Origin of the sequence: Salinicola sp. 4072 (genome assembly GCF_036663415.1) — a bacterium.
Classification (GTDB): Bacteria; Pseudomonadota; Gammaproteobacteria; order Pseudomonadales; family Halomonadaceae; genus Salinicola; species Salinicola salarius_A.
Genome location: NZ_JAXOVV010000012.1, coordinates 23,902 through 50,170, shown reverse-complemented (window position 1 = coordinate 50,170; position 26,269 = coordinate 23,902). Strand labels below are relative to the sequence as shown.

General features: G+C 62.3%; 22 protein-coding genes. 16 read left to right on the top strand and 6 right to left on the bottom strand.

The window, feature by feature from the left end:
* Positions 1-187 precede the first annotated feature (187 nt).
* Together R3F72_RS09970 and R3F72_RS09965 are read right to left on the bottom strand one after the other, a co-directional pair.
* Positions 188-2,356 (bottom strand): pyrroloquinoline quinone-dependent dehydrogenase, encoded by a 2,169-nt coding sequence (locus R3F72_RS09970; RefSeq protein ID WP_332779559.1) that lies wholly within the window; start codon positions 2,354-2,356, stop codon positions 188-190.
* A gap of 11 nt (positions 2,357-2,367) precedes the next feature.
* Positions 2,368-2,733 carry a hypothetical protein gene (locus R3F72_RS09965; RefSeq protein WP_303852991.1) on the bottom strand — a complete coding sequence of 122 codons (366 nt, stop codon included), beginning with the start codon at positions 2,731-2,733 and terminating at the stop codon, positions 2,368-2,370.
* Between the two features lie 345 nt (positions 2,734-3,078).
* On the opposite strand from R3F72_RS09965, the gene R3F72_RS09960 reads away from it, so the two are divergent.
* The 5 genes from R3F72_RS09960 (at position 3,079) to R3F72_RS09940 (ending at position 7,364) form a co-directional block, all read left to right on the top strand.
* Entirely contained in the window at positions 3,079-3,960 is an 882-nt protein-coding gene (locus tag R3F72_RS09960) for an NAD(+) kinase (protein ID WP_071232087.1), read from the top strand.
* 1 nt (position 3,961) lies between these two features.
* The gene (locus tag R3F72_RS09955; RefSeq protein ID WP_332779558.1) at positions 3,962-4,939 is read left to right on the top strand and encodes a metallophosphoesterase; all 978 of its coding nucleotides are present in this window, start codon (positions 3,962-3,964) and stop codon (positions 4,937-4,939) included.
* Positions 4,940-5,332: 393 nt separating this feature from the next.
* Complete coding sequence (locus R3F72_RS09950; RefSeq protein WP_303852993.1) at positions 5,333-6,229, top strand: rhomboid family intramembrane serine protease; 897 nt, start codon at positions 5,333-5,335, stop codon at positions 6,227-6,229.
* Positions 6,226-6,492 carry a YeaC family protein gene (locus R3F72_RS09945; RefSeq protein ID WP_087718907.1) on the top strand — a complete coding sequence of 89 codons (267 nt, stop codon included), beginning with the start codon at positions 6,226-6,228 and terminating at the stop codon, positions 6,490-6,492. The genes R3F72_RS09950 and R3F72_RS09945 overlap by 4 nt, the downstream gene beginning before the upstream one ends.
* Positions 6,480-7,364 (top strand): DUF2797 domain-containing protein, encoded by an 885-nt coding sequence (locus R3F72_RS09940; RefSeq protein ID WP_332779557.1) that lies wholly within the window; start codon positions 6,480-6,482, stop codon positions 7,362-7,364. The genes R3F72_RS09945 and R3F72_RS09940 overlap by 13 nt, the downstream gene beginning before the upstream one ends.
* Before the next feature lie 15 nt (positions 7,365-7,379).
* On the opposite strand, the gene R3F72_RS09935 is transcribed toward R3F72_RS09940, so the two are convergent.
* Positions 7,380-8,867 carry a RimK family protein gene (locus tag R3F72_RS09935; RefSeq protein WP_087718909.1) on the bottom strand — a complete coding sequence of 496 codons (1,488 nt, stop codon included), beginning with the start codon at positions 8,865-8,867 and terminating at the stop codon, positions 7,380-7,382.
* Between the two features lie 258 nt (positions 8,868-9,125).
* Between R3F72_RS09935 and rimI the strand changes: the two genes are divergently transcribed.
* From rimI to R3F72_RS09895, 8 genes are all read left to right on the top strand, one after another.
* A complete protein-coding gene (gene rimI / locus R3F72_RS09930) occupies positions 9,126-9,611 on the top strand; it encodes a ribosomal protein S18-alanine N-acetyltransferase (RefSeq protein ID WP_087718910.1) in 486 nt (161 codons plus the stop codon).
* Positions 9,612-9,673: 62 nt separating this feature from the next.
* Positions 9,674-10,159: a YajQ family cyclic di-GMP-binding protein gene (locus R3F72_RS09925; RefSeq protein WP_087718911.1), complete on the top strand. Its 486-nt coding sequence runs from the start codon at positions 9,674-9,676 to the stop codon at positions 10,157-10,159.
* A gap of 323 nt (positions 10,160-10,482) precedes the next feature.
* Positions 10,483-13,485: a xanthine dehydrogenase family protein molybdopterin-binding subunit gene (locus R3F72_RS09920; protein WP_087718912.1), complete on the top strand. Its 3,003-nt coding sequence runs from the start codon at positions 10,483-10,485 to the stop codon at positions 13,483-13,485.
* Positions 13,482-14,345 (top strand): FAD binding domain-containing protein, encoded by an 864-nt coding sequence (locus R3F72_RS09915; protein WP_332779556.1) that lies wholly within the window; start codon positions 13,482-13,484, stop codon positions 14,343-14,345. Before R3F72_RS09920 ends, R3F72_RS09915 begins: the two co-directional genes overlap by 4 nt.
* Entirely contained in the window at positions 14,326-14,847 is a 522-nt protein-coding gene (locus R3F72_RS09910; RefSeq protein ID WP_332779555.1) for a (2Fe-2S)-binding protein, read from the top strand. The genes R3F72_RS09915 and R3F72_RS09910 overlap by 20 nt, the downstream gene beginning before the upstream one ends.
* Positions 14,835-16,364 carry an AMP-binding protein gene (locus tag R3F72_RS09905; RefSeq protein ID WP_332779554.1) on the top strand — a complete coding sequence of 510 codons (1,530 nt, stop codon included), beginning with the start codon at positions 14,835-14,837 and terminating at the stop codon, positions 16,362-16,364. Before R3F72_RS09910 ends, R3F72_RS09905 begins: the two co-directional genes overlap by 13 nt.
* A gap of 32 nt (positions 16,365-16,396) precedes the next feature.
* Complete coding sequence (locus tag R3F72_RS09900) at positions 16,397-17,200, top strand: enoyl-CoA hydratase/isomerase family protein (RefSeq protein ID WP_087718916.1); 804 nt, start codon at positions 16,397-16,399, stop codon at positions 17,198-17,200.
* Between the two features lie 60 nt (positions 17,201-17,260).
* Positions 17,261-18,532 carry a benzoate/H(+) symporter BenE family transporter gene (locus R3F72_RS09895; RefSeq protein ID WP_332779553.1) on the top strand — a complete coding sequence of 424 codons (1,272 nt, stop codon included), beginning with the start codon at positions 17,261-17,263 and terminating at the stop codon, positions 18,530-18,532.
* A 20-nt stretch (positions 18,533-18,552) separates the two neighbouring features.
* On the opposite strand, the gene R3F72_RS09890 is transcribed toward R3F72_RS09895, so the two are convergent.
* Positions 18,553-19,452 carry an alpha/beta fold hydrolase gene (locus R3F72_RS09890; RefSeq protein ID WP_332779552.1) on the bottom strand — a complete coding sequence of 300 codons (900 nt, stop codon included), beginning with the start codon at positions 19,450-19,452 and terminating at the stop codon, positions 18,553-18,555.
* A gap of 78 nt (positions 19,453-19,530) precedes the next feature.
* Here R3F72_RS09890 and R3F72_RS09885 point away from each other — a divergent pair, with 78 nt between their 5' ends.
* Positions 19,531-20,382 (top strand): AraC family transcriptional regulator, encoded by an 852-nt coding sequence (locus tag R3F72_RS09885; protein WP_322527669.1) that lies wholly within the window; start codon positions 19,531-19,533, stop codon positions 20,380-20,382.
* On the opposite strand, the gene R3F72_RS09880 is transcribed toward R3F72_RS09885, so the two are convergent.
* Entirely contained in the window at positions 20,360-21,163 is an 804-nt protein-coding gene (locus tag R3F72_RS09880; protein ID WP_332779551.1) for a DODA-type extradiol aromatic ring-opening family dioxygenase, read from the bottom strand. The two genes, R3F72_RS09885 and R3F72_RS09880, sit on opposite strands and share 23 nt — an antisense overlap.
* A 217-nt stretch (positions 21,164-21,380) precedes the next feature.
* Here R3F72_RS09880 and R3F72_RS09875 point away from each other — a divergent pair, with 217 nt between their 5' ends.
* Together R3F72_RS09875 and pepN are read left to right on the top strand one after the other, a co-directional pair.
* Positions 21,381-21,791: a YbaN family protein gene (locus tag R3F72_RS09875; RefSeq protein ID WP_306298797.1), complete on the top strand. Its 411-nt coding sequence runs from the start codon at positions 21,381-21,383 to the stop codon at positions 21,789-21,791.
* Between the two features lie 205 nt (positions 21,792-21,996).
* The gene (gene pepN, locus R3F72_RS09870; protein ID WP_332779550.1) at positions 21,997-24,663 is read left to right on the top strand and encodes an aminopeptidase N; all 2,667 of its coding nucleotides are present in this window, start codon (positions 21,997-21,999) and stop codon (positions 24,661-24,663) included.
* Positions 24,664-24,767: 104 nt separating this feature from the next.
* Here the strand turns inward: pepN and aldA are convergent, their stop codons facing one another.
* Entirely contained in the window at positions 24,768-26,243 is a 1,476-nt protein-coding gene (gene aldA, locus R3F72_RS09865; RefSeq protein WP_087718923.1) for an aldehyde dehydrogenase, read from the bottom strand.
* Positions 26,244-26,269 lie beyond the last annotated feature (26 nt).

Sequence of the window (26,269 nt, the reverse complement as noted above, 5' to 3'; positions counted from 1 at the left end):
TTGTTGGTGGTGAGGTCATCCACCGAGTATCCAGAGAGAGCGTGATCGAATGAAAGGCGTGAGGTGTTCTGTTTTTTGGATGACTGGAACGGGATCAGCCATTCGCAACGAAAAACGGGGTGAGCCAAGGCCCACCCCGTCAATGCGATCATGATCGCAGCTGCCCGTCGGTTATCGGGCTAGGCGATCACTCTTCCGGCAGTGCGTACACCACGACCTGATCGCCGACCTGATCCTTGAGGATCGTGTTGCCGCCGGCCACGAAAGCGACGTACTGGCGGCCTTTGTACTCGTAGACCGAGGGATTGGCGACGGCAGGCGCCTGGGCCTGGTCTTCCCACAGCTCTTCACCGGTCTCGAGCGAGTAGGCACGCAGCTTGGCATCCATCGATGCGCCGATGAACACGACACCACCCGCGGTCACGGCCGGACCACCGATGGTCGGCGAGCCCCACCTCTCGGGCATGAAGAAGCCGTACTGCTGAGAGGCGCCGACCGGCTTACGCCATTTCACGTCACCGGTATGCATGTCGATCGCCACCAGTTCACCGAAAGGCGGTTCCCAGCACGGCATGCCGAGCCAGTTCATCGCCACTTTCAGGCGCATGCCATAGGGCGCACCTTTCTGGGGGGCGAAACCACTTTCGTTGCCGGAGCCGCTATCGGCCTCTTCGTAGTCTTCACGGTTGTACAGCTTGACGTACTGCACGATATGCGAGGTGTTGACGATGGCGGTCTGGCTTTCGGGATCGAACGCCACGCCACCCCACTGCACGCCGCCCGAGCTGTCCGGGTAGGTCAGCGCACCTTCGCCTTTGGTGGTCGGCGGCGTGTACATGCCTTCGTACCAGAGATCGTCCCACAGGCGCGAGCACTGGCCGCCGCCCACGGCATCGGCGAGGCCCCAGATCTTGGGTTTCTCGGACTGATCCAGCAATGGCGCCGGTTTGGTCGGGAAGGGCTGCGTCGGTGCATAGACTTCACCCTCGACGGTGCCGTCGCCCTGCGGTACCGGACGCTCCTCGATCGGCCAGACATCTTCGCCGGTCAGACGGTTGACCACGAACAGGAAGCCCTGCTTGGTCGCCTGAACCAGCGCCGGGATCTGCTCGCCGTCGACAGTGATGTCCATCAGCGTCGGGGCGGAGTTGATGTCGTAGTCCCAGATATCGTGGTGAACCCACTGGCGGGACCACACGACTTCACCGGTCTCGATATCGAGCGCAGTGGTCGAGGTTGCCAGCGGCGCCTCTTCGGTGCGGTTGCCGCCCCAGTAGTTCGGTGACGGCGAGGAGACCGGCAGGTAGAGCAGGCCGTTCTCGCGGTCGGCGGACATGTGCGTCCAGACGTTGGCGGTACCGCTCTTCTCGCGCATCTCGTCGGAAAGCGCCTGGAACGTCCATTCGAGATCGCCGGTCTGGGCGTCGAGCGAGAAGATCGTTCCCGGCGGCGCCTGTTCGTAGGCCCAGTCCATGCCGGCCCAGCCGAGCATCAGATGGTCGCCGACCACGGTCGGTGGCTGGAGCACGGAAAGCGGCCACTCGGCGTGGGTGTCGTTCCACTGGTTGACGTTGAGCACGCCGTTGTCGGCGAAGCCCTTGCAGAGTTCGCCGGTATCGGCATCCAGCGCGAACAGCTGCGCGTCCATGGTGCCCATGTAGACGATCTTCTGGCACGGTTCGCCGGCGACCGGATTTTCGGCTTCCCAGTAGGAGACGCCGCGGTTCTTCAGCACCGGCTGGGTCAACGCCTCGCGCGAGGATTTCGTGTCGAAGCTCCACTTCTCTTCGCCGGTGCCCGGGTCCAGCGCAATCAGACGATAGAAGGGCGTACCGATGTAGATCGTGTCGTTGGCGAAGACCGGGGTCGCCGACCATACCGTCGCCGGGATGTCGCCGGAGCCGTCGGAGATATCGCCGGTGTGGTACTCCCAGACTTTCTCCAGTTCGCCGACGTTATCCGCCGTGATCTGGTCGAGCGGGCTGTACTTCTGAGCGTTGAGCTGACCGTGGAAGCTGTCCCAGGTCGGCTTCTCCGGCACCAGCGGAATCGGCGGCCGGTTGGCATTCTCCTGGTCGCTCGAGCCCGCGACGCTGACGTTCTGTGACCCAGAACTCTGGGAGTCAGAACTCTGGGAGTCAGAACTCTGGGAGTCAGGACTTTGGGAATCAGAGCTCAGGGAGTCGGACGACGACTGAGCGTCGCTCTGGCCCGATGTCTGGCTGGCGTCGGCTGGCTGATCCTGGGCGAACAGCGGGACCGGGGCGAGCAGTAGCGCCAGTGCCGTGGCGGTCCCCAACCGCTGTGCGGTGAGTTTCAGTGCAGGCACGGGCATTTGGGGCAAGGAAGTTGGCATGAATCGGCTCCTCATGAATGGGCTGGTGACTTGGAAGCAGCTGGACTGGCCATGTCCAGCAGCAGGCCGATCAGGCCAACCACCATGGCGGCCGTCAGCCACCACTGATGCAGCAATAGCCCGGCGAAACCGGTGCCGACGAGATCCAGCAGGATCAACACTCGCAGCGCCACGCGTCCGCTGCGGCAGGAAAGCGGAGCCAACACCAGCGTCATGATGACCAGCGCAATCGACGTGAGGATGACGACGAGGGCGCCAAGCGTACCATCGACGCCGGTCAGCGGAGTGAAATAGGCATAAAGCGATACGGCGAGCCCGGCAAGCGAGGCCACCAGCAGCACTATGATGCCCGCCCTGAATGATCGAGATTGGGACATGAGGTCGTTGTCTCCTGATGAGATCGATTGGTGCACCTGGCGGCTGTTTCTGCATCGTTCTGATGTTGCATCAGGCCAATTGATAGTGTCGAAACAGTCGGGTGTGGTTACGTGTGCGCGGAATCCACTTTCGACGTGGTAGCGATGGGTCGCCAGGCGGCGGTGTGGTTACGTGTGCGCGGAATCCACACACCAGGCAGACTAAAGTGTAGGATATTTTCGGACGTTAGCGTGGAAACGATTGATTTTTTTGACGGAAACTTTGAGCGTCGCGGCGGTCCGTTTGCGGCAAAGCAAGCGCAGCCAGCATAATGGCCGACCGTCACGCCGCGAGAGTCACGTTGTATGGAATCGTTCAACACCATCGGTCTGATTGGCCGTCTGGGCAGCGACAAGGTGGTCGAGACGCTCAAGCGCCTGGTGATCTTTCTCGAGCGTCATGGTCTCGAGATCGTGATCGAGGATCGTACCGCCGCACTGCTTTCCGGCCATGGCCACAGGGAAGCCCGGCGCCGGGAGCTGGGCACGTTGTGCGATCTGGTGATCGTGGTGGGCGGCGACGGCAGCCTGCTGGGCGCGGCTCGGGCCCTGTGTCATAGCGCGACGCCGGTACTCGGCATCAACCGTGGGCGGCTGGGCTTTTTGACCGATATTTCCCCCGACGAGGTCGAACAGAAGGTGGCCGAGGTACTGGAAGGGCAGTACGACACTGAAAGGCGATTTCTGCTCGAGGCGGAGCTCTATCGTGGCGAGCGTCTGATCGGTTCCGGCACCAGTCTCAACGATGTGGTCGTGCATCCGGGCAAGGCGGCGCGGATGATCGAGTTCGAGCTTTTCGTCGACGATCGCTTTGTCTATTCGCAGCGCTCCGATGGCCTGATCATGGCGACACCCACCGGCTCCACGGCCTACGCGCTCTCCGGTGGCGGTCCGATCGTGCATCCGGGGCTGGAGGCGATCACGCTGGTGCCCATGTTCCCGCATACGCTCTCCAGCCGGCCGATCGTGATCGATGCCGCCAGCGAGATTCGCGTGCATATCGGCGATATCAACCAGGCCTATCCCCATGTCAGCTGCGACGGCCAGACTCGCGTCGTCTGCAAGCCTGACGACATCCTCTACGTCCGTCGCCACGCCGAGCGCCTGACGCTGATTCACCCACGCGGGCACAGTTTCTTCGAAGCCTGCCGCTCCAAGCTGGGATGGAGCAGCAGGCTGGGAGACTGACATGGCGCAGGAAAGCGATGTCGATGGCTACGATCTGATCGGGGATGTTCATGGCTGCGGCCAGAGCTTGGTCAGGCTGCTGGAGAAGCTCGGATACCGGGCAGAAGATGGGGTGTTTCGCCACCCGCGCCGCCGGGTCATCTTTCTGGGTGACCTGATCGATCGCGGGCCCACCATCCGGCTGGCGGTTTCCGTTGCCAAACGCATGGTCGACGCCGGCGAGGCGCATATCGTGATGGGCAACCATGAAGCCAACGCGTTGGCCTACTGTCACGAGGCACCGAGCGACAGCGAGCGCGAATGGCTTCGGGATCATACCCCGCGCAACAATCGCATCATCGGTCGTACGCTGGAGCAGTTTCACGACTTCCCCCTGGAGTGGGAAACCTGCCTTTCCTGGTTTATGACGCTACCGCTGTGCCTCGATCTGGATGGCCTGCGGGTGGTGCATGCCTGCTGGGACGAACCGCTGATCGCCGACTTTCTGGCGCGTTGCCCCGATGCCCGAATCGACCGTGATTTCCTGGTCGAATCGACACGGCATGGCAGCCTGGCGCACCGCGTGCTGGATCGCCTGACCCGAGGCACCCAGATGCCGCTGCCGCCCGGCGTCGAGATTCGTTCGGGGGATGGATTCACGCGCCGCTCGTTTCGTACCCATTTCTGGTGCCGAAATCCGCGCACCTACGGGGATGTGGTATTCCAGCCCGACAATCTGCCGCTGGGGCTCGAGGACCGTCCGCTGGACGACAGTGAACGGGAACGGCTGACCTACTACCCGGAATCGGCGCCGCCACTGTTCGTGGGGCACTACTGGTGCAAGGGCGTACCGGCGCTGCCGCGATCAAATATCGCCTGCCTCGATTACAGCGCGGTGAAGTACGGCCGGCTGGTGGCTTATCGCTGGGAAGGGGAGTCGCGGCTCGATGCCAATCGCTTCGTCTGGGTCGACGTGTCACAGGAAGGGATTCGTGACTGATACCGTTGCGGCATATCAGTTAAATTGCATTTTTTTACATTGGCCGTAGGAGGCTGATTTGGCGGCTTTTTTACCGCTAAATGAAACGGATTAGGGAAAGAATGGGAAATTTTTCGCTGCGCGTGGGAACTCCTGCCACTGACGACCCTCAAAGTCAGTGTTCCCTTGAATGATCCCTTGCTCTTATCCGGCGGCCCTCCCGCCGGATTTTTCTTTGTTGGGTCTGTAAAATTTCGCGGTGCCTGTAGAATGGCGATTTCGAACCCGTCACGGGTTCGCGCTCCATGACATTTCCATGCTGGGCTTCAGCGCCCTGTCCATGCTGGGCTCGGCGCCTGAGTCTCAGCATCGGGCTTCTCGATATTCTCTCGGTAAGCGGGTCGGACATCTTCCATGTACAAACTCCTCGAACTGCCTGGCGATCTGGATACGCGTCCTCTGAGGCAGGCGCTCTGGGCGCACCACATCGGCCATCGCTTCACGCATCAGGAGAATCGGCAGGTGCTGTGGATTGCCGATCCCGATCAGAGAGACGCGGCCGCGCGACTGATCGAGCTCTGGCACCGGGGGGAGCTGGACACCGCTTCCACGACCGGAGCACCACGGCGTCGGCCCGGTATCACCCGCCAGGCGTTCGGACAGGCACCGCTCTCGGCCGGGCTGATCGCCGTCTGCGTGCTGATCTTCCTGGCCATGATCTTCGCGGGCGATGCCATCGTTCGCGCTTTCACCATCGTGCCGCTCGACATCGTCGGCCAGCGGCTGGTGGCGGGGGATCTCGTCTCCGACACCCTGGCCGGCGGCCAGATATGGCGTCTGTTCACGCCGGCGCTTTTGCACTTCGGCTGGATGCACCTGATCTTCAACATGCTGTGGGTATGGTATTTCGGCCGTCAGGTCGAAGCGATCCAGGGATGGCGCCGGCTCGGCCTCATCGTGCTAATCGCGATGCTGGCTTCCAACCTGGCGCAGTACGTCACCGGCATCGTGCTGTTCGGGGGCATGTCGGGGGTGGATTATGCGCTGCTCGGCTACGTGTGGCTGATGTCTCGCCGCCGGCCGGAAAGCGGCTTCTTCGTGCCCCAGATGCTGATGGTCTTCATGCTGGTCTGGATGGTCTTTACCATGACCGATCTTGCCGGGGCCTTCGGCTTCGGTAACGTCGCCAACGAGGCGCATCTGGGCGGATTGCTGATCGGGCTGTTCATGGGCTGGTTCGCCAGCCGCAATGCATCGGGAGGCGCCGGGCACGACGCTTCAGGAGAAAGCTCTTCAGGAGAAAATAAGTGAGCGAGATGAATTTCGACCGCATGGTCGCGCAGATGACCCAAGAGATGTACGAGAATTTCAAGCAGGCCATTCAGTTGCGTAAATGGCCCGACGGCCGCCGCTTGACCACCGAGCAGACCGAGCTGTGTCTGGAAGCGGTCATCAAGTACGAAATGATCCATGAGGTGCCGGCGGAACAGCGCGTCGGTTATCTCGAGCGCAACGAATGCGCCTCCGGCAATCACGCCTCCGCCGAGGAAGCCGCGGTCAAATGGATCAACTGATCCCGGCCGCGCAGGTCGCGAGCGAGTCCGGCCGCTTTGCCAGCGGCCAGCTCCGCAAGCTCGATATCCGGTTGCCGGCAGAGAACGGCCAGGCGGACTACACCCTGCGGGCCGGCGAGCAGCGGGTTGGGCTCAATGCCTGGCTGGGGCAGCGTGTCCGGTTGCACCATACTGGCGAGATCCACTGCGTCGAATGCGGGCGCGCCACGCGCAAGAGCTTCGGTCAGGGGCATTGCTACCCCTGCTTTTCCTCGCTGGCGCATTGCGATCTCTGCATGATGCGCCCGGAGACCTGTCACTACTTTCAGGGCACCTGCCGCGATCCGGCCTGGGGCGAACGCCACTGCTTCCGCCCGCATACCGTTTACCTGGCCAACGCCTCGGGCCTCAAGGTCGGTATCACGCGAGGCACCAATACGCCGACGCGCTGGCTCGACCAGGGGGCGATCCAGGCGCTGCCGATTCTCGATGTCGACACGCGACAGCAGTCCGGGTTGGTGGAGACGCTGTTCAAGTCGCACGTCTCCGATCGCACCAACTGGCGGGCGATGCTCAAGGGCGAGGTCGAGCCGCTCGATCTGACCGCCGAGCGTGACCGCCTGCTGGCCCGGCTCGCACCGGGGCTGGCAGCGCTGCGCCAGCGTGTCGGCGAGGATGCCATTCGAACGGTCGACGATGCGCTGCCACTGACGATCGACTATCCCGTGCTCGAATGGCCGCGCAAGATCGTCTCGTTCAATCTCGACAAGTCGCCGATGGTCGAAGGCACCCTGATGGGGCTCAAGGGGCAGTACATGATCCTCGATACCGGCGTCATCAACCTGCGCAAGTTCGCCGGTTATCAGGTCTCGGTGACGGCCGAGGCCGCGTGATGACGCCAGGCCGGATCAGCGCGGCTTGTGCTCGAGCTGGCGCTCCATGCGCTTCAGAAATACCGACATGACCTGCTCGTAGAGCGCATCCTTCAGCACCACGTCTTCCACGCCGGCATCCAGGTTGGGGTTGTCGTTGACCTCGATGACTACCACGCGATCGCCGATCTGCTTGAGATCGACCCCGTAGAGGCCGTTGCCGATCAGCTTGGTCGCCCGCAGCGCCGCCTTGACCACCTGCGGCGGCACTTCGGACGGATCGTGGGTAGTGAAACCGCCGCTGCGGGTCTTGCCGCTGGAGTGGTCGTAGATCTGCCAATGGCCGCGAGCCATGTAGTAGCGGCTGGCGAAGAGGACCTGGCCGTCGAGCACGCCGATGCGCCAGTCGAAGTCGGTCGGCAGCCACTCTTGCAGCAGCAGCAGCGCCGAAGACTCGAACAGCTTGGGCGCTTCCGCCTCCAGCTCTTCACGCGAGCGAATCTTGACCACGCCCTTGGAAAAGGCGCCGTCCGGCACCTTCAGGACCAGCGGATAGTCCAGATGGGCGAGCTTCTCGTCCAGTCGGCTCATGTCGCCGCGATGAAGCAGCTGGCCGCGAGGCGCGGGAACCTTGTGAGTGCCCAGCAGCTCGTGGAGAAAGATCTTGTTGGTACAGCGAAGGATCGACTGAGGATCATCGATCACCACCAGCCCCTCGTGCTCGGCCTTCTTGGCCATGCGGTAGGTGTGATGGTCCAGCCGAGTCGTCTCGCGGATGAACAGGGCGTCGAACTCGGCCAGCCGGCCGGCGTCCCGATGGGTGATCAGGCTGACATCGATGCCCAGCCGCCGGCCGGCGCGAATGAAACGCTTGAGCGCGCCCTTGTTGCTGGGCGGCAACTTCTCTTCCGGATCGATCAGGATCGCCAGATCGAAGCGATAGCGACGGCGTGCGCGTGGCGTGCGCCAGACCCGGGTCGAATGGCGGTTCAGCGCCGTCGCGAACAGGTCTTCCTCGCCGGACTGCAGCGCTGTCAGCGCGATGGGCTTGAGCCGCGCCAGGCGCCAGACGTTCTGGCGTTTCTCGAAGCGGGCTTCCAGCAGCGGGTGGGGCAGACGCTCGAACAGGCGCCGCGCCAGGCGCTGCAGCTCCGGTTCCCGGCACTCGCCGAAGAAGACGCGCAGCGTGAAGGATTCGCCCTCAAGAACGCCGCGCTTGTTCAGCTCCATCAACAGCGGGTCGATGGCGGCCAGCTGCATGTCGATCAATGCCTTGCGCGAGAGCTGGTTGAGCGTTTCCACGCTGGGCAGAACACGCTGGTTGCGCGCCTGGGCCAGCAGCGAAACGTAATAGCCGGTTTCCAGATAGTCGAGATTGGCGCACAGGTTGATGACGTGCGTGGCGTCATCCGCCGTTGCCGCGCCATCCAGCGCGAGAAACTCATCGGCGCTGATCAGATCCTCGGAGGGGTAGTAAGGTTGCCAGTCGGCAAGGCGATCAACGACGATACGCAGGCGTGACATGAATCGGTGGCTCCTTTTCCGACATCTTCCCGTTGGGGTGGTCGGCGATCGATGCGGCAAGCTGCCGGGGCTGCAAAAGGGAAATAGCATGCGATGATGTGAAGGCGGCGACAAGTCGTTGCCGGCGTGAAATAATTTCAGCATCGTCGGCGTCATCGCCTCGGCGACTGCCCGCCTGACGGGCCACCGGCGCGGTCCCGGTCGAACGAAGGCCGTGGCTGCACCCAGATCCCAGATGAATCAGATGAGAGCGCACGCATGCTCCGCACCATTCGCTACGGCCTGCCTGCCGATTGCGACGCCTTGTATGAATTGGAAGAACGCTGCTTTGACAGTGATCGCTTCAGCCGCCGCCAACTCGCACACCTGCTGACCCGGGCCAACGCCGCCAATCTGCTGGCGGTCGCCGAAGACCAGCGAGTCATCGGTTACGGCACGCTACTATTCCGGCGCAACAGCACCACGGCCAGACTCTACTCGTTCTGCGTCGATCCGGCCGCTCGCGGTACCGGCCTGGGACGGGAACTGCTCCAGGCGCTGGAGGATACGGCGCGAGAGCGGGGCAGCCAGCGCATGCTGCTGGAAGTTCGCGCCGACAATCGCGTGGCGATGGGGCTCTACCGCCGGATGGGGTTCATCGCTCATCGCTGGCTGGAGGACTATTATGCCGACGGCTGTGCCGCCTGGCAGATGGATAAGCGACTCGACCCGCCCGAGCCGCCCGAGTCGCCGGCTGCCGACTGATACCGGCCGCGGACCGATTCTGGTCGCATCGCGGCTCCACTTTTGATTGAGGACCGAGGCTCATGCCATCTTTCGACATCGTTTCCGAATTCGATCGCCACGAAGCGACCAATGCCGTCGACCAGGCGAGTCGTGAAATCCAGACCCGCTTCGATTTTCGCGGCGTCGACGCCAGCTTCACGCTGGAAGGCGAGACCGTCTCGATCGAGGCGGACGCCGAATTTCAGCTCCAGCAGATGATCGACGTACTGCGCAACAAACTGATCGCCCGCGGCATCGACCCGCGCTGCATGGATATCCAGGACGCCCAGACTTCCGGCGTCAAGGCGCGCCAGCAGATCAAGCTCAAGCAGGGCCTCGAACAGCCCGACGCCAAGGCGATCGTCAAGCTGCTCAAGGATTCCAAGCTCAAGGTCCAGGCCGCGATCCAGGGCGACAAGGTTCGCGTCAGCGGCAAGAAGCGCGACGACCTGCAACAGGCGATCGCGCTGCTCAAGAGCGAGGACGGCCCGGACCTGCCGCTGCAGTACGATAATTTCCGGGACTGACTGTCGTTATTCTTGCTTCCCCTCGCTGCTTTTCGTCCAGCTGTTTAGCCTCTTCCCGACGTCCTTCGCTTGTCTTGCGAAGCGGAGGCGTTGGTCATTTCGGACGTATCTTCTCTCCAAATTCTGAGTTCTCTCCCGTCTGCCTAGCCGAGCGCTGAAGTCTGCCTCTTCTGATTTCCGTTATTAAACTTTGGTCTCGAAATCAGACTCAGAGGTAAATCTTCCGACTCCAGGGATAAATCCCGTATCGATAGGCAATGCATCCAAATTACTCACGCTCATAGACTCCCCAGCACAGGGCCATGCCCATCGGGGAGTTTTCGATGCATTCAGAAGTATTGCTCGACCAGAACCAGCAGCGCTCCTATATCGGCAAGCGTCAGGCTCGTGTCGAGGATGAAGCGCTTTTGCGAGGGCTGGGACGCTACGCTGACGACCTCGCCACGCCACCCGGGACTCTTCATGCGGCGATCGTTCGCTCGCCCCATGCTCATGCCGAGATCAAGCGGGTCGATATAGACGCAGCCTTGCAGATGGCGGGGGTGCGAGATGTATTGACTGGCGAAGACGTCAAGCGTTGGGCGTTACCGTTCCCTGTGGGAGTGCGTAAGCCCATGGAGCATTGGTGTTTGGCCGTCGACAAGGTTCGTTACGTGGGTGAGCCGGTGGCAGTGGTCATCGCCGAAGACCGTTATCTGGCCGAGGATGCGCTAGACGCGGTCAAGGTCGAATACGAGATTCTGCCCGCGCTTGTCGATCCCGAAGCGGCGGCCGGTGACCGGGAGACGCTGCTGCACGATGCCGTGGGCGATAACGTCGTCAACGATCGTCACTTCCGCTACGGTGAACCCGAGGCCGCATTTCGGGCGGCGGATCGCACGCTCTCGCTCAAGGTACGCTACCCGCGCAGTTCCTGTACGCCAATCGAGTGCTATGTCGTTTTAGGCCAGTACGACCCCGCAGAGGGTGGCTACGATGTCATGGCTAATTTTCAGGGGCCTTACGCGATTCATTCGGTGATGGCGCGCGCCTTGCAGGTGCCCGCCAATCGATTGCGACTGCGCACGCCTCCAGATTCCGGCGGTAGCTTTGGGATCAAGCAGGGCGTTTTCCCCTATGTCGTGATGATGGGATTGGCGGCACGCAAGGTCGGGGCGCCAGTGAAGTGGGTGGAGGATCGCCTGGAGCATTTACAAGGCGCATCTTCGGCCACCAATCGGGTCACCACGATCGACGCCGCCTTCGACCGCGAAGGGCGGGTGTCCGCGCTGCGCTTCGACCAACTGGACGACTGCGGAGCGTACCTGCGCGCGCCTGAGCCGGCGACGACCTATCGCATGCACGGCAATCTCACTGGTGCCTACGCGATTCCCCATCTCGCGGTTCGCAATCGCATCGTGATGACCAACAAGACGCCGAGCGGGCTGAACCGCGGCTTCGGCGGCCCGCAGGTCTACTTCGCCCTCGAGCGCTTGATGCAGCGGATCGCGATCGAGCTCGACCTCGATCCGCTGGAAGTGATCCGGCGCAACCTCGTCCCCGCGGATGCCTTTCCCTACCGCTGTGCCGCCGGGGCGCTGCTGGACTCGGGAGATTACGCACGTGGCCTCGAGCTGGGTGTCGAGCAGGGCGGTCTCGCCGAGTTGCGTGCGCGCCGCGACGCCGCCCGCCGCGAAGGGCGGCTCTACGGCATCGGTTATTGCGTGGCGGTGGAGCCGTCGATCTCCAACATGGGCTACATCACCATGGCGATGACGCCGGAGGAGCGGCGTCGCGCCGGGCCCAAGAACGGTGCGGTGAGTACCGCGACGATCAGCGTCGATCCGCTCGGCGGCGTCAGCGTTCACGTCTCCTCGACGCCGCAGGGCCAGGGCCATCGTACGGTGGTTGCCCAGGTCGTGGCCGAGGTACTCGGTATCGCCATCGAAGCCATACGCGTCGATGTCGAACTGGATACCGGCAAGGATGCCTGGTCGATCGCCTCGGGCAACTACTCCAGCCGTTTCGCCGGCGCGGTGGCGGGAGCCGTACATAAGGCCGCGCTCAAGGTGCGCACGCGTCTGGCCGCGATTGCCGCTGCGCAGTGGCGGGTCGAGCAAGACGATGTGCGCTTTGCCGAAGGCCGTGTATTCACTCTGGATGGGGCGCATTCCGCCTCGTTCCACCGCCTCGCCGGCGCCACCCACTGGGCGCCGGGCACGCTGCCCGAGAGCGAAGCCGGCGGCCTGCGCGAGACGGCCTTCTGGACCCCCGCCGAGCTGACCGCGCCGGACGATGACGAACGCATCAACAGCTCGCTCTGCTACGGCTTCATCTTCGACTACTGCGGCGTCGAGATCGACACCGTCACTGGCCAGGTACGTATCGATCGCTACGTGACGCTGCACGATGCCGGCCGCATGCTCAATCCGCAACTGGTGGATGGACAGGTACGCGGCGCCTTCGCCCAGGCCGTCGGAGCGGCGCTTTATGAGGAATTCAGCTATGGCGCCGATGGCAGTTTCGCCTCCGGTACGCTGGCCGACTACCTGATCCCGACCAGTATGGAAGTGCCGGAGCCGGTGATTCTGCACATGGAGACGCCGTCGCCATTCACGCCGCTCGGTGCCAAGGGGGTCGGTGAAGGCAACAACATGAGTACGCCGGTGTGCATCGCCAATGCGGTAGCCGATGCGCTAGGTGAACGCGTCGAGCCGAGTGCTATCGAATTGCCGTTGACGCCCTCGAAAGTCCGCACGCTGCTGGGCATCAACGAACCAGCGCGACCTGAAGGGGTTGGTGAAGAGCCGGTGGATTCGACCGCCGGGGACGGTTCCAAGTTGACCGCCAGCGATAGTGTCGAGATTCCCGCTTCGCCCCAGCAAGTCTTCGACAGCATTCTGGATCCAGCCACGCTGCAGGCAATCATTCCCGGTTGCCATGCGCTGGAACTCACCGGCGAGAACACCTATCGCGCCGATGTCACTGTTGGCGTGGGCATGATTCGGGCCCGCTTCGATGCCCGCGTCGAGCTGAGCGAGCTCGATCCTCCGCACACGCTGCGTCTTTCCGGCGCCGGGAGCAGTGGCATGGGCAACGCCAACGGCGCGGCGCAGATCCGCCTGAGCGAGGTCGAGGGTGGCCATACCCGGCTCGACTACGACTATGAGGTGACGATTGGCGGCAAGATCGCTTCGGTCGGCGGACGCATGCTCTCCAGTGCCTCGAAGATGATTATCGGTCAGATTTTTTCGCGGTTATCGCAACAGGTCAGCGGCGGCAGGGTTCGACAACCGTTGCTGCAGCGTCTGCTGGGCCGGTTCGGCAAGGGTGGAGGCAAGTCATGAAACCTTGCGCTTTCGATTATTACCGTCCGCAGACGCGGAAGGAAGCCATCGATCGATTGATCGAGTTCGGCGACGAGGCCCGCCTTGTCGCTGGCGGCCAGTCGCTGATGGCGGTGCTCAACATGCGCCTGGCCCAGCCGCAAATACTGATCGATGTCGGTGCCATCGACGAACTGCGCTACATCGAGCGGCGCGACGATCATCTGGCGATCGGGGCCGCGACTACGCAGGCTGAACTGCTGGAGTACGCCGCTCTGGTCGACGAGTTGCCGCTGGTGGCGCAGGCCTTGCCCTGGGTAGGGCATTTCCAGACACGTAACCGTGGCACCGTCTGCGGCTCCATCGCCCATGCCGATCCCAGTGCCGAATTACCGCTGTGCCTGGCGACGCTGGGGGGCGAGGTGGTGCTCGAGACGCGCCGCGGAAAAACGCGGCGGGTCACTGGCGCTGACTTCTTTCAGGGCGTGCTGACCACGGCACGTCGCCCCGACGAACTGATCACCGAAGTGCGCTTTCCACTCAAGCGCGAAGGCCACGCCTATCGCTTCCGCGAAATCGCCATGCGTCATGGCGACTTCGCCATCGTCGCGCTGGCCGCCGATATCGGCGAGTCGGAAGTTCACCTTGGCGTGGGTGGCGTCGCCGACCGACCGGTCGTGCGCACGCTATCCCTCGATGACGATCTCGACGAAGCCCTCAACCATCTGGCGTGGTCGCTAGGGGCTCAGGATGACGCCCATGCCAGTGCCGCCTATCGACGCCATCTGGTCCGCGAGCTGGGACGGCGCCTGATTCTGGAGGAGCCCACTTTTGAACAGCAAGCCGCAGAGGAGAGTGCCGATGCACGTACGAGGCGATGAACTGCATCGCGTGACCTTCAGGCTCAATGGCAGGGAGCGAAGCGGCTGTGCCGCACCGCGCATGCAGCTATGTGATTTCCTGCGCCACGAGCTTGGCGCGACAGGCACCCACGTGGGCTGCGAGCACGGCGTTTGCGGCGCCTGCACCGTCCTCGTCGACGGACGGGCGACTCGTTCGTGTCTGATGCTCGCCATACAGGCCGATGGACGCAGCGTGGAGACGGTCGAATCGTTGGCAGGGGAAACAGGACTGAATGATCTGCAGCGCGCGTTTCACGAGCATCACGCGCTGCAGTGCGGGTTTTGCACCGCTGGCATCCTGATGTCATGCCATGAATTTCTGGGCCGCATGCCCGATCCGAGCGAGGCACAGGTGCGCGACATGCTATCGGGGCATCTGTGCCGTTGCACTGGCTATACCGGCATTGTCCAGGCCGTGCTGCAGGTCGCGCGTGCTCGCCAGCAAGCCAATCGACGGGAGAACGACGCATGTTCGATCTAGGTCGCAGTTTTCTTGCCACGGTGGAGCGTCGTCCGCAGGCGCTGGCGGTGTCTGACGGTGCTTTCCGACGCACTTACGCCGCCTGGCTCGAAGATATTCAAAGCGTGGCGCGAGGTTTGGGGAATCTGGGGCTGGACAAGGGTGACCGGCTGTTGGTGGTGATGCAGAACCGCTGGCAGATGGCCACGCTGCACTGGGCTTGCCAGTTCGCCGGCATCGTCGTGACGCCGATCAACTGGCGCTCGACCGCGCAGGATGTGCGTTATTGCCTCGATAACGGTGACATTCGCGCGTTGGCTTATGATGCTTCCGGCAGCGAGGCGGTCGAGGCCTGTCCCGAGGCGCGAGCCTTGCCTCGGATCGTCGTCGATGGCGCTCGGGATGATCGCGTGACGCCGTTCGAGGCGCTGTTGGGGGCGCCGGGGGAGACGATCCTGCGTGCCTCACCGGAAGATGTCTCGATAATGCTCTACACCTCCGGCACCAGCGGCAAACCCAAGGGCGTACCGCGTACCCATCGGGCCGAGCGCGCCGCAGCGCTGGCGCATGTTGCCCAAAACCTCTATCGCCACGACGAATGCACGCTCGGCGTGATGCCGATGTATCACACCATGGGCGTGCGTTCGCTGCTGGCCATGACGCTGATCGACGGTCACTTCGTGTGTGTGCCCAAATTCGATCCGCTAGCGACGTTGGAGGCGATCGAACGCGAGGGCGTCACCAATCTCTATCTGGTGCCGACGCTCTATCACATGCTGATTGAACACCCCGAGTTTTCATCTTCACGGGTCGCCAGTGTCGACAAGATCGGCTTTGCCGGTGCCGCGATGAGTGCCGGTTTGATGGCCAGGGTCGAGAAAGCTTTCCAACCGAGTCTGTTCGTCAATCACTACGGCTGCTCGGAGATCTACACCTTCACCATCGATCAGCGTGCCAATCGGAAACCGGGATCCTCCGGACGCGCCTCGCTCAACCAGCGCATCCGCGTCGTTCGGGTCGGTGCCGAATCGCCCGACGAGATACTGCCGCCCGGCGAAGAGGGCGAGATCATCGCCGATCTCGCCGGCGACGAGGCTTTCCAAGGCTATTGGCGGCGTCCCGATGCCGATACCAAGGCGATCAAGCAGGGCTGGTACTTCACCAGCGATACCGGCTACTTCGATGCCGACGGCGACCTGTTCGTCACCGGTCGGGTTGATGACCTGATTATCACTGGCGGCGAAAACGTGAGCCCGGCGGAAATCGAGAACGTACTTTCGGTACATCCCAAGGTCGAGGAGGTCGTTGTCGCCGGTTTGCCCGACGAACAGTGGGGCCAGGTCGTCGCCGCTTTCGTCAAATGTCGCGAACCAATCAGCGAGGAAGAACTGGGCCGTCATTGCGTGTCCGCCGGGCTGGCGCGGTTCAAGCGCCCGCGTCGTTATCTCTTCGTCGAAGAGATTCCGAAGTCGGCCGTCGGCAAGGTGTTGCGCCGCGTGCTGCTCACCGAGCGTGCCGACCAGGTGCAGGCCAACTAATCCGCTTTCGAGCAATCAATAGGAAGAATGCAATGAATCAACATTCTCTACAGGACTTTCTGGCTTCCGAGTTCGATGGTTTCGAGGTCCACGTCGACACCAAACACGAGCGTGCGGACATTGTCCTCAAACGGCCACCGTTGAACGTGATCTCCATGCCCCAGCGCGAGGTGATGCGCCAGGTATTCGAGGCATTGGATGCCCATGATGGCGTGCGCGTGATCGTTTTGCGTTCGGAAGGCGAGCACTTTTCCAGCGGTGGCGATATCAAAGGCTTCCTCGAAGCCTCGCCCGAGCACGTCTCCAAACTGGCGTGGAACGTGGCGGCTCCGGTGCGCTGCGAGAAACCGGTGATTGCAGTCAACCGCGGCTACACCTTCGGCGTCGGTTTCGAATTGTCGCTGGCCTGCGATTTTCGTATCGCCTCGGAGACCACGCTCTACGCCTTGCCTGAGCAGAACCTGGGACAGATTCCCGGCTCGGGCGGGTCGGCGCGGCTGCAGAAAATCATCGGTATCACCCGCACCAAGCACATGGTGATGCGCGCCAAACGTATCTCGGGGGCCCAGGCTCTGGAATGGGGTATCGCTACCGAGTGCGTGGCAGACGACCAATTGGAAGCCGCCACGCAGTCGCTGGTCGACGAATTGCGTCGCTTCTCGCCGCTGGCACAACGCACTGCCAAGAAGCTGATCAACGACAACGAGGACGCACCGCTCGCGGTCGCCATCGAGATGGAAGGGCACTGCTACAGCCGCCTGCGAAGTTCGCAGGATTTCCGCGAGGGAGTCGAGGCATTTCACGCCAAACGCAAGGCGATATTCCGCGGAGAGTAAACCCTCGCGACGGATCCGCCTGCATCGATAAACAACATAATAATCATGAGGAGTCACGCCATGTCTCACGAGCAGCTTCCATCCTCACATTCAGCGGACCACCGGACCGGCTTCTGGCAGGAGCTACCCAGGGCGCTTTCGGTCAAGGCCATCAGTACCGGCGTGGTCGCGGCGTTATTCGGTTGCTCCGGGCCGGCATTGATCGTGATCAGTGCCGCGAACGCCGGTCATTTGACCAACGGTCAAACCGTGGCCTGGTTGTTCGCGGTCTACTTCCTGGGAGGATTGATCAGCCTGGTCATGGCGATACGGTACCGCCAGCCGATCACTGGCGCTTACTCGATCCCAGGCGCTGCCATCATGAGCGTCGCCCTGGTTTCGATCCCGTTTGCCGAGGCCGTCGGGGCTTTCATCATGAGCGGTGTCATCGTGCTGCTGCTCGGTGTCAGCGGGCTGATCGGTCGCATCATGCGCTGGCTGCCGATGCCAATCGTCATGGCCATGATCGCCGGGGCGCTGATTCGGTTCGGCGTGGGTGCCGTGGAGTCCGTTGGCGCAGCGCCGTTGATTGCTGGCACGGCACTCGTTGCGTTTTTTCTGGCGTCCCGTTTCCTGAATTCGGTGCCGCCGGTTCTGGTCGCCGCGGTGGTCGGCTTCGTCGTGGCTTATTTCAGCGGTGCGGTGCAGTCGGCCGACGTGGACATCGCCATGGTAGCGCCGCAGTTCACGCTGCCGCATTTTTCGTTCGACGCCTTCATGGCGATATCGGTGCCTCTGGCGGCGCTGGTGATCGGCGCCGAGAACGCCCAGGCCACCGGTGTGCTGATGGCTGAAGGTTACCGGCCTCCGGTCAACGCGATGACGGTGATCAGCGGCATCGGTGGCATCCTGGCGGGTGCCTTGGGTGGTCACAATGCCAACATAGCCGGACCAATGACCGCGATCTGCGCCTCCGAGCAGGCCGGCGATGACCGAGACAAACGATTTGGCGCCACCTTGGTCAATGGGGTGCTCTTCTGTCTATTCGGTCTGTTCGCGGGAATGGCGGTGCCGCTGATTCTCGCGCTGCCCAAGGCGCTGATTGCCAGCGTCGCCGGTGTGGCGATGATCGGCGTGTTGCTGGCGGCGTTCCAGCAAGCCTTCACCAAGTCGGTCGGTTATCAGGTTGGTGCCTTCGTCGCCTTGGTCGTAGCCATGAGTAAGCTCAGTCTACTGGGTATCAGCTCGCCTTTCTGGGCCTTGGTGGCGGGAATTCTGGTATCGGAATTGCTTGGTGAAGCGGCAAAGACACGGAAGCATCGGGAAGCGGCCGGTCCGGCGGCTGAGCACTGAAGGTGATGTCTCGATGCTGCTCAGGTTGCCGTCCCGATTGTGTGGGCAAATGTCAGGATAGATAGAAGCGTATCTTGCTGGCGTTCGAAATAGGGCACGTGGCCGCATTGAGGCAGCCAGACCGTTTGGCAACTGGCTTTGGCATGCTGCCGAACGAGCTCAACATGCTTCGAGCTGGCGTACTCATCGTCTTCGCCTTGAATCAGCAGTAATGGAACCTCGATACCGCTCAGTAATGACGTGATATCCCAGTCAGAGAAAGCGGGGGATAACCAGGTGTCGCTCCAGCCGTGAAAGGCGCCATCGACATTGTCGCCATGGTAGCGTTCAAGCCGTTGGCGCAGGTCTCCTTGCTCGAAGCGTCGGGTGGTCGCTCGGATCGCCTCGATGCATCGGTCCTCGGCGAAGACATGGGGAGCCATGGCGACGACACCGCGAATGCGAGGATCGGAGAACTGGGCGGCGTAGGCGAGGGCGATCGTCGCTCCGTCGCTATGACCGACCAGAACGATATCTTCCAACTCCAGTGCGTCTAGAACCAGTCGTAACTCCAGGCAACCCTGGTTTTCGAGGTAATCGGGGGCGCGTGGCAGCGATAGTCGAGAGGAGCGGCCATAGCCTTGACGGCTGTATAGGATCGCTTCCCGGCCTAGCGTCTCGGCGAGCCGTTCGGGGAAACCCTTCCATAGCTCGACGCAGCCGAGGCCTTCGTGCAAGAACACATAGGTCAGGGTGTCATTCAGTGGTGTTCCTGAGCGTGCATATTCAAGGCTGGCGTGGGGCAGTTCGAGAAAGTGGGAAGGCATCGGCACTCCAGACCTGTAACGATTCGATGAACATTCAGGCACATTGACGAAGCCGTTGCTAGTGGAGAATTGGCTGGACTTCTTCGGTGGAAAGCGTCTTCTTCTTTGGTTCAATGCCGCGCTGCACCAGAAGCCCGAATGATAGGCTATGAGCTAAGGCAGCAACGTATTTAGGTTGGGCTTCAAGACACAATGTCGAATGCTTATCGAATTTTTCATGGTGGTTTCGGACGGATCGCCCTGCTGGATATGGACGAGCCGCTGGTGCCGCACGCGCACTCGGAATGTCATGTACTACTCAAGGCGACGGGGCAGAATACATTCTTCTCGGTTCGTGGCCGGCGCCTGCCTCTGACCGATGATACCGCTGTACTGGTGAACGCCTGGGAGCCTCACTATTACGATCATCAGACGGGTGAGTCCGAAAGCGTGATCCTGGCGCTCTATATCGAACCTCGTTGGCTGGCGGCATTGAAGACCGATCTTTCGACCAGTGCGCGCCCCGATTTCTTCTCGCAGCCGTGTATCGAGCTTACGCCACGCATGCGTCGTCAGGCAGATATTCTCATCGACGAGATGATGAGTTTCGGCCCCAAACCGCGGGAAAAAATGGAGAGTATGCTTTTCGATCTCCTTATCTCGATCATGGAGAAGCACTCCGACTGGCATCATCTGGCCCGTTTGAGGGCGGGACTCGCCAATGACTTCTACGATGCCCGTATTCGGCGCGCGACCGGAATCATTCTTGAGGCACCGCTCGGCGAGTTGGATATCGACGCCATCGCCCGCCAGTGTGGTCTGTCACGCGCGCACTTCTATTCGCTATTCAAGAAGACGACCGGCATGACGCCGCAGATGCTGGCCAATATGGGACGGATGCGTTCCGCTTTTCAAGGTCTATCGGATAATCCCCATGGTTCTCTGGGGGAACTCTCATTGGCGTTGGGATTTACCGAACAAGGGCATTTCACGCGGTTCTTCCGTCGCCATATCGGGGCCTCACCCAGCCAGTATCAGCGTGTCATGGACGACTATTCGCGCTGATTGTCACATCGCTCCCCAGCGCCAACATGCTCAAGTTGCCGTACATGAAACTCTCGTGAAGCGCTCGAAGCGGTTGGCCTTCCATCGCGCCGAGGCACATCAGCAGTGGCAGAAAATGTTCCGGTGTCGGGTGGGCGTAACGTGCGTTCGGGGCCGCTGCCTGCCAGTCTTGCATCGCTTTCAGGTCGCCGCGTGCGGCGATGTCGATGACCCAGTCGTGGAATCGCCTGGCCCACGCGTCGGGCGCGTCGTGAACGAAGTGCCGGTCACCGAGATTGTGAGTGGCGGCACCGGAGCCGATCAGCATGAAGTCGTTCTGCTGCGCCCAGCGTCCCAGTGCTGCGGCGATCTCGAGCTGGGCGGGTGTGCTCGTCCGTGTCGGCACGCTGATCGGGATCAACGGAACGTCCGCCTGCGGCCAGAGCAGCGAGAGCGGCGACCAGATGCCGTGATCCAGCGCCCGCTCGGGGTCCAGTTGCGCCTCGATACCCGAGGCGGCGAGTGCTGCCACCAACCGCTCGGCGGTCTCCGGCATGCCGGGGGCCGGGTAACGCATGCGATAAAGCGCGTGGGGGAAACCGTGGAAGTCGTGCCAGGTTTCGGGCTGCCTGGCGCCGCCGACAACCAGCCCGGGTGTCTCGAAGTGTGCCGAGATCACCAGCGCGCCGGACGGTTTGGGCAAACGCCCGCCCAGTTCCTTCAGGAAGGTGCGTGCCGGGTGGTCGGTCAGACTGAGGTCGGGGGAGCCGTGAGAGAGATAGAGTACCTGTCGCGTGGTCATGATGTCCGTTCCAGAGATAGAGGGGCATTACGCCGAAGCCTACGCCGATGGCGCGGCGGCACTAGCCGTCACCTGGCGAATGAACGGTTTCCCTATCGTCAATATTGGCCCTTTCCATCGCCGGACGTTGGAGAGGACGGTAAAGGCTGGTTTACACTATTGACCCAAGCGTCCTCTTCGGGTGGCGCCTCGACCAATCGTAGTGGGGATGTTCGGCATGCGTAATGCCATCTATGTCACCTTGGCCGCCATCAGTTTCGCGCTGGGCGTGATCGGTCTTTTTCTGCCCGTGATGCCGACCACGTGTTTCATGCTGGCGGCGGTCTGGCTCGCCTCGCGAGGGTCCCCCCGATTCGCCGGCTGGATTCGCAACCACCCGCGCTTCGGCCCGCCGATCCAATCCTGGGAGCGCGAACGCGCCATCCCCAAGCACGCCAAGATCATGGCCGTGATCATGCTCAGCGTGTCATGTCTGGTCATTGCCTTTACCGTGCCCAGTTGGCCGGTCAAGATCGGCCTGATCGTCGGGCTCGCGGGGCTGGCGATCTGGATCGTGACCCGCCCGCTGCCGAGCCTCCAGTGCCCGGTGCGTGGCGTGTGGTCGGAAGAGGCCCCTGAACGGCGTTGATTCATCGATAGACGCCGCCGTTTCTCTCACCTTGCACTGCCCATGTTCCCGCGCCGCGACATCGATTCGATATCGTTCCGGTGACGTGGGTAGAATGGTTTCCGATTGTCGATCGGCAGGCTTTGTCGACCCATTCGGGTTACTGACTATTGTCACGGGTTCGAGCTGCTGATTCGACCTACTCATTTCTGCAAGGAGCGTTGCCATGTCTGAGATGCAAGCGACCTATCTCAAGGATTATCTGCCGCCGGCGTACCGCGTCACGCACACCGAGCTCACCTTCGATCTCGAGCCGTCCGCAACCCGGGTCAAGGCGCGCTTGCACGTGGAACGCCACCCGGATCGCGAGCCCGGTGATAAAGAGACAGGCCTGCCGCTGGAACTGGCCGGCGAGCAGCTCAAGCTGATTAGCATCGCTATCGATGGCCAGACGCTGGAGGCCGGAGAGTTCGAGGTCGACGAAGACAAGCTGACCGTGACCTCGGTGCCGCAGCGCTTTCGGCTCGATACCGAAGTCGAGATCGATCCCGACGCCAACACGGCGCTGGAAGGGCTCTACCGTTCCAACGGCATGTTCTGCACCCAGTGCGAGCCGGAAGGCTTTCGCCGGATCACCTTCTATCCCGATCGCCCGGACGTGATGGCTACATTTTCGACCACGGTGATCGGCGATCGCGAGTCGCTGCCGGTGCTGCTCTCCAACGGCAACCCGGTGGAGAAGGGCGAGTTGCCCAATGGTCGCCATTTCGTGACCTGGGAAGATCCGCACCCCAAGCCCAGCTATCTGTTCGCGCTGGTCGCCGGCAGCCTGGAGAAGGTGGAGGATCGCTACACGACCATGAGCGGTCGCGACGTGCTGCTGCAGATCTGGGTCGAGCCGGAAAACCTCGACAAGACCGAGCATGCGATGGCATCGCTCAAGCGCTCCATGCAGTGGGACGAGGAGACCTACGGCCGCGAATACGACCTCGACCGCTTCATGATCGTCGCCGTCAACGACTTCAACATGGGGGCGATGGAGAACAAGGGGCTCAACATCTTCAACTCGGCGGCGGTGCTCACGCATCCGCAGACCGCGACCGATGCGGCCTTCCAGCGCGTCGAGGGTATCGTCGCCCATGAGTACTTCCACAACTGGTCCGGCAATCGCGTCACCTGCCGCGACTGGTTCCAGCTCTCGCTGAAAGAGGGCTTCACCGTCTTCCGCGACCAGACCTTTTCTGCCGATGTCAACTCGGCGCCGGTCAAGCGGATCGAGGACGTTTCGTTCTTCCGCACCGCGCAGTTCGCGGAAGATGCCGGCCCCACCGCGCACCCGATTCGCCCGGATCACTACATCGAGATCTCCAACTTCTACACCCTGACCATCTACGAGAAGGGGGCGGAAGTGGTGCGCATGCTGCGCCACTTGCTGGGTTGGGAAGACTTCCGCCGCGGCAGTGATCTCTATTTCGAACGCTTCGATGGCCAGGCGGTGACGATCGAGGATTTCGTCGCCTGCATGGCGGAAGTCTCCGGGCTGAATCTCGATCAGTTCCTGCGCTGGTACTCTCAGGCGGGGACGCCGGAGATCGATGCCCACGGCGAGTATGACTACGCCAAGTGCGAATACCACCTGCGCCTCTCCCAGCGGACGCCGGCGACACCGGGCCAGACCGAGAAGCTGCCGCTGCACATTCCGGTGCGCATGGGGTTGGTCGGCACCAAGTCCGGCCACGACCTGACCCTGAAGCTGGATAACGGCGGCGAGAGCCCGGCCGATCTGGGCAAGGACGGCGTGCTGCATCTGCGTGAAGCGGAGCAGACCTTCGTGTTCACCAATGTCGAAGAGGCGCCGGTGCCGTCACTGTTGCGCGGATTTTCGGCGCCGGTGAAGCTGCGCTATCCCTATTCGCGGGAAGAGCTGGCGTTTTTGCTGACGCATGATTCCGACGGCTTCAACCGCTGGGATGCCGGCCAGCGGCTGACCATGCTGGCGCTGGACGATCTGATCGCGGCGCATCGAAACGGCGTCGAGAAGGTGATGGACGTGCGTCTGATCGAGGCGTATCGCAGCCTGCTCAACGAACCGGGCGACGACAAGGCGGTGCTGGCGGAGATGCTGACGCTGCCCTCCGAAGCCTATATCGCCGAACAGCAGCCGACGGTCGACGTCGATGCGATTCACGCCGCGCGGGAATTCGTGCGCCAGTCGCTGGCCTACCAGCTGCGCGACGAGTTCCTCGCCGTCTATCGCGACAATCTGAGCGACGAGCCCTACGCGCCGACGCCAGAGCAGATCGCCCAGCGTCGTCTCAAGAACGTGGCGCTGGCCTACCTGATGAGCATCGAGGACGACGAGGCCGTCAGCCTGACGCAGCGGCAGTTGGAGCAGAGCGCCAACATGACCGATGTGCGCGCAGCGCTGACGTTGCTGGCGCACAGCGATCGCACCGATCTGGCCGAACCGGCGCTGAAGGCCTTCGGCGACAAGTGGGCTCACGACCCGCTGGTCATGGATCAGTGGTTCACTATCCAGGTCACGCGGCCGCAGGCCGACGTGCTGGAGCGCGTGCGCTTCTTGATGGGGCATCCGCTGTTCTCGATGAAGAACCCCAACAAGGTGCGCGCCCTGATCGGGGCCTTTGCCCAGAATCGGGTCAACTTCCATCGGCTCGACGGGGAAGGGTACAAGCTGCTGGCCGATGTGGTGATCGAGCTCAACCGCCTCAATCCGGAGATCGCTGCGCGCATCATCACGCCGCTGACGCGCTGGCAGCGTTTCGACGAGACGCGTCAGGCCCTGATGAAAGCCGAGCTAGAGCGCATTCGCGCCGAGAAGCTCTCGCCCAACGTCTACGAGATGGTCGAGCGGGCGCTGGCGGATGCCTGATAGAGTGATGACGTTCAGGTAGGAACACGAAGGCAGCAAAGCGAAGGCAGAAAACGGCCGCGATGGAAATCGCGGCCGTTGTCGTTGCGAATGCCGAAAGCCGATCAGGCGTAGTGAACGTACATCGTCTTGCTCTTGACGTAAGCCTCGAGGCCGTACTTGCCGTCCTCGCCGCCGAGGCCGCTATTGCGGTAGCCCTTGTGGAAGCCCTGGACCGATTCGCCGCCGCCGCGATTGACGTAGATCTCGCCGAAGTCGAGCTCGCGGGTCAGTGCCATCAGCTGCTTCACGTTCTGGGTGAAGACATAGGCAGAAAGGCCGTACTCCGAGGCGTTGGCGTACTCCATCGCCTGTTCGAAGCTATCGACCTTCATGATCGGAGCCACCGGGCCGAAGATCTCCTCCTTCATGATGTCCATGTCGTTGTCGACGTTGGTGAGGATCGTCGGAGCGTAGTAGTTGCCCTTGTCGTAATCGCCGCCGGTCAGACGCTTGCCGCCCGTCAACAGCTGCGCGCCCTGGCTCTGGGCGTGCTCGACCATGTCGTGGATCTTGTCGAGTTCGGCGGCGTTGATCTTCGGCCCCATGTCGACATCCTTGTCGGTCAGCGGGTTGCCGACCTTCAGAGCCTCGACACGCTGCTTGAAACGTTCGAGGAAGCGATCATAGATGCCGGACTGGACATACATACGCTCGTTGCAGGTACAGACCTGACCGCAGTTGTTGTAGCGCGAGGCGATGGCGGCATCCACGGCCGGATCGAGGTCGGCGTCGTCCATGACGATGAACGGCGCCTTGCCGCCCAGCTCGAGTCGCACGATCTTGAGGTGTTCGGCGGCCGCCTTGTTGATCTCGCGGCCGCCGCGCACGCTGCCGGTCATGCTGATCAGTTGGGTGATCGGGCTCTGGATCAGGTGATTGCCGATGTCCCGGCCGCGACCGTTGACCAGGTTGACCACGCCATCCGGAATGCCGGCCTGGCGCGCCAGCTCGACGATCTCCAGCGCGGTCAGTGGCGTCTCCTCGGACGGCTTGAGCACGATCGTGTTGCCTGCCGCCAGGGCCGGGCCGAGCTTGCGACCGATCAGCGCGGCGGGGAAGTTCCAGGCCGTGATACCGACCACCACGCCATGCGGCACTTTCTGGATCCAGATCTGCTCGTCGGGATCGTCCGCCGGAATGATGTCGCCTTCCAGACGGCGCGTGTTCTCGGCGGCGAAGCGAATCAGGTCGCAGCACATGCCGACATCCGCGTCGGATTCGGAGAGCGGCTTGCCCTGTTCGGTGGTGATCAACCTGGCCAGGCGATCACGATTCTCCTGGAGGAGATCGACCAGGCGGTAGAGATAGTCGGCGCGTTCCACCGCAGTCTTGCGCGACCAGGCGGGAAAAGCCTTTTGTGCCGCCTGCAGAGCCTGATCCGCGAGTTTTTCATCGGCCAACTGCGCTCGGGCGATGACTTCACCGGTCGCCGGGTTCAGGACGTCCAACAGCTCACCGTCGCCGGTAAGCCACTGGCCACCGATGAACTGGTTGTAGACGTCGACGCCGTTCTGCTGCGATTTGAGTGACTGACTCATGGTGATATCTCCTTGTCTGATGCGGC

Coding starts and splice junctions, on each gene's coding strand:
- R3F72_RS09910 (WP_332779555.1), top strand. CDS start 14,326: ATGCACGTACGAGGCGATGAACTGCATCGCGTGACCTTCAGGCTCAAT.
- R3F72_RS09880 (WP_332779551.1), bottom strand. CDS start 21,163: ATGACCACGCGACAGGTACTCTATCTCTCTCACGGCTCCCCCGACCTC.
- R3F72_RS09950 (WP_303852993.1), top strand. CDS start 5,333: ATGTACAAACTCCTCGAACTGCCTGGCGATCTGGATACGCGTCCTCTG.
- R3F72_RS09955 (WP_332779558.1), top strand. CDS start 3,962: ATGGCGCAGGAAAGCGATGTCGATGGCTACGATCTGATCGGGGATGTT.
- R3F72_RS09900 (WP_087718916.1), top strand. CDS start 16,397: ATGAATCAACATTCTCTACAGGACTTTCTGGCTTCCGAGTTCGATGGT.
- R3F72_RS09905 (WP_332779554.1), top strand. CDS start 14,835: ATGTTCGATCTAGGTCGCAGTTTTCTTGCCACGGTGGAGCGTCGTCCG.
- pepN (WP_332779550.1), top strand. CDS start 21,997: ATGTCTGAGATGCAAGCGACCTATCTCAAGGATTATCTGCCGCCGGCG.
- R3F72_RS09915 (WP_332779556.1), top strand. CDS start 13,482: ATGAAACCTTGCGCTTTCGATTATTACCGTCCGCAGACGCGGAAGGAA.
- R3F72_RS09970 (WP_332779559.1), bottom strand. CDS start 2,356: ATGCCAACTTCCTTGCCCCAAATGCCCGTGCCTGCACTGAAACTCACC.
- R3F72_RS09895 (WP_332779553.1), top strand. CDS start 17,261: ATGTCTCACGAGCAGCTTCCATCCTCACATTCAGCGGACCACCGGACC.
- R3F72_RS09885 (WP_322527669.1), top strand. CDS start 19,531: ATGTCGAATGCTTATCGAATTTTTCATGGTGGTTTCGGACGGATCGCC.
- R3F72_RS09920 (WP_087718912.1), top strand. CDS start 10,483: ATGCATTCAGAAGTATTGCTCGACCAGAACCAGCAGCGCTCCTATATC.
- R3F72_RS09925 (WP_087718911.1), top strand. CDS start 9,674: ATGCCATCTTTCGACATCGTTTCCGAATTCGATCGCCACGAAGCGACC.
- aldA (WP_087718923.1), bottom strand. CDS start 26,243: ATGAGTCAGTCACTCAAATCGCAGCAGAACGGCGTCGACGTCTACAAC.
- R3F72_RS09875 (WP_306298797.1), top strand. CDS start 21,381: ATGCGTAATGCCATCTATGTCACCTTGGCCGCCATCAGTTTCGCGCTG.
- R3F72_RS09960 (WP_071232087.1), top strand. CDS start 3,079: ATGGAATCGTTCAACACCATCGGTCTGATTGGCCGTCTGGGCAGCGAC.
- R3F72_RS09940 (WP_332779557.1), top strand. CDS start 6,480: ATGGATCAACTGATCCCGGCCGCGCAGGTCGCGAGCGAGTCCGGCCGC.
- R3F72_RS09965 (WP_303852991.1), bottom strand. CDS start 2,733: ATGTCCCAATCTCGATCATTCAGGGCGGGCATCATAGTGCTGCTGGTG.
- R3F72_RS09935 (WP_087718909.1), bottom strand. CDS start 8,867: ATGTCACGCCTGCGTATCGTCGTTGATCGCCTTGCCGACTGGCAACCT.
- rimI (WP_087718910.1), top strand. CDS start 9,126: ATGCTCCGCACCATTCGCTACGGCCTGCCTGCCGATTGCGACGCCTTG.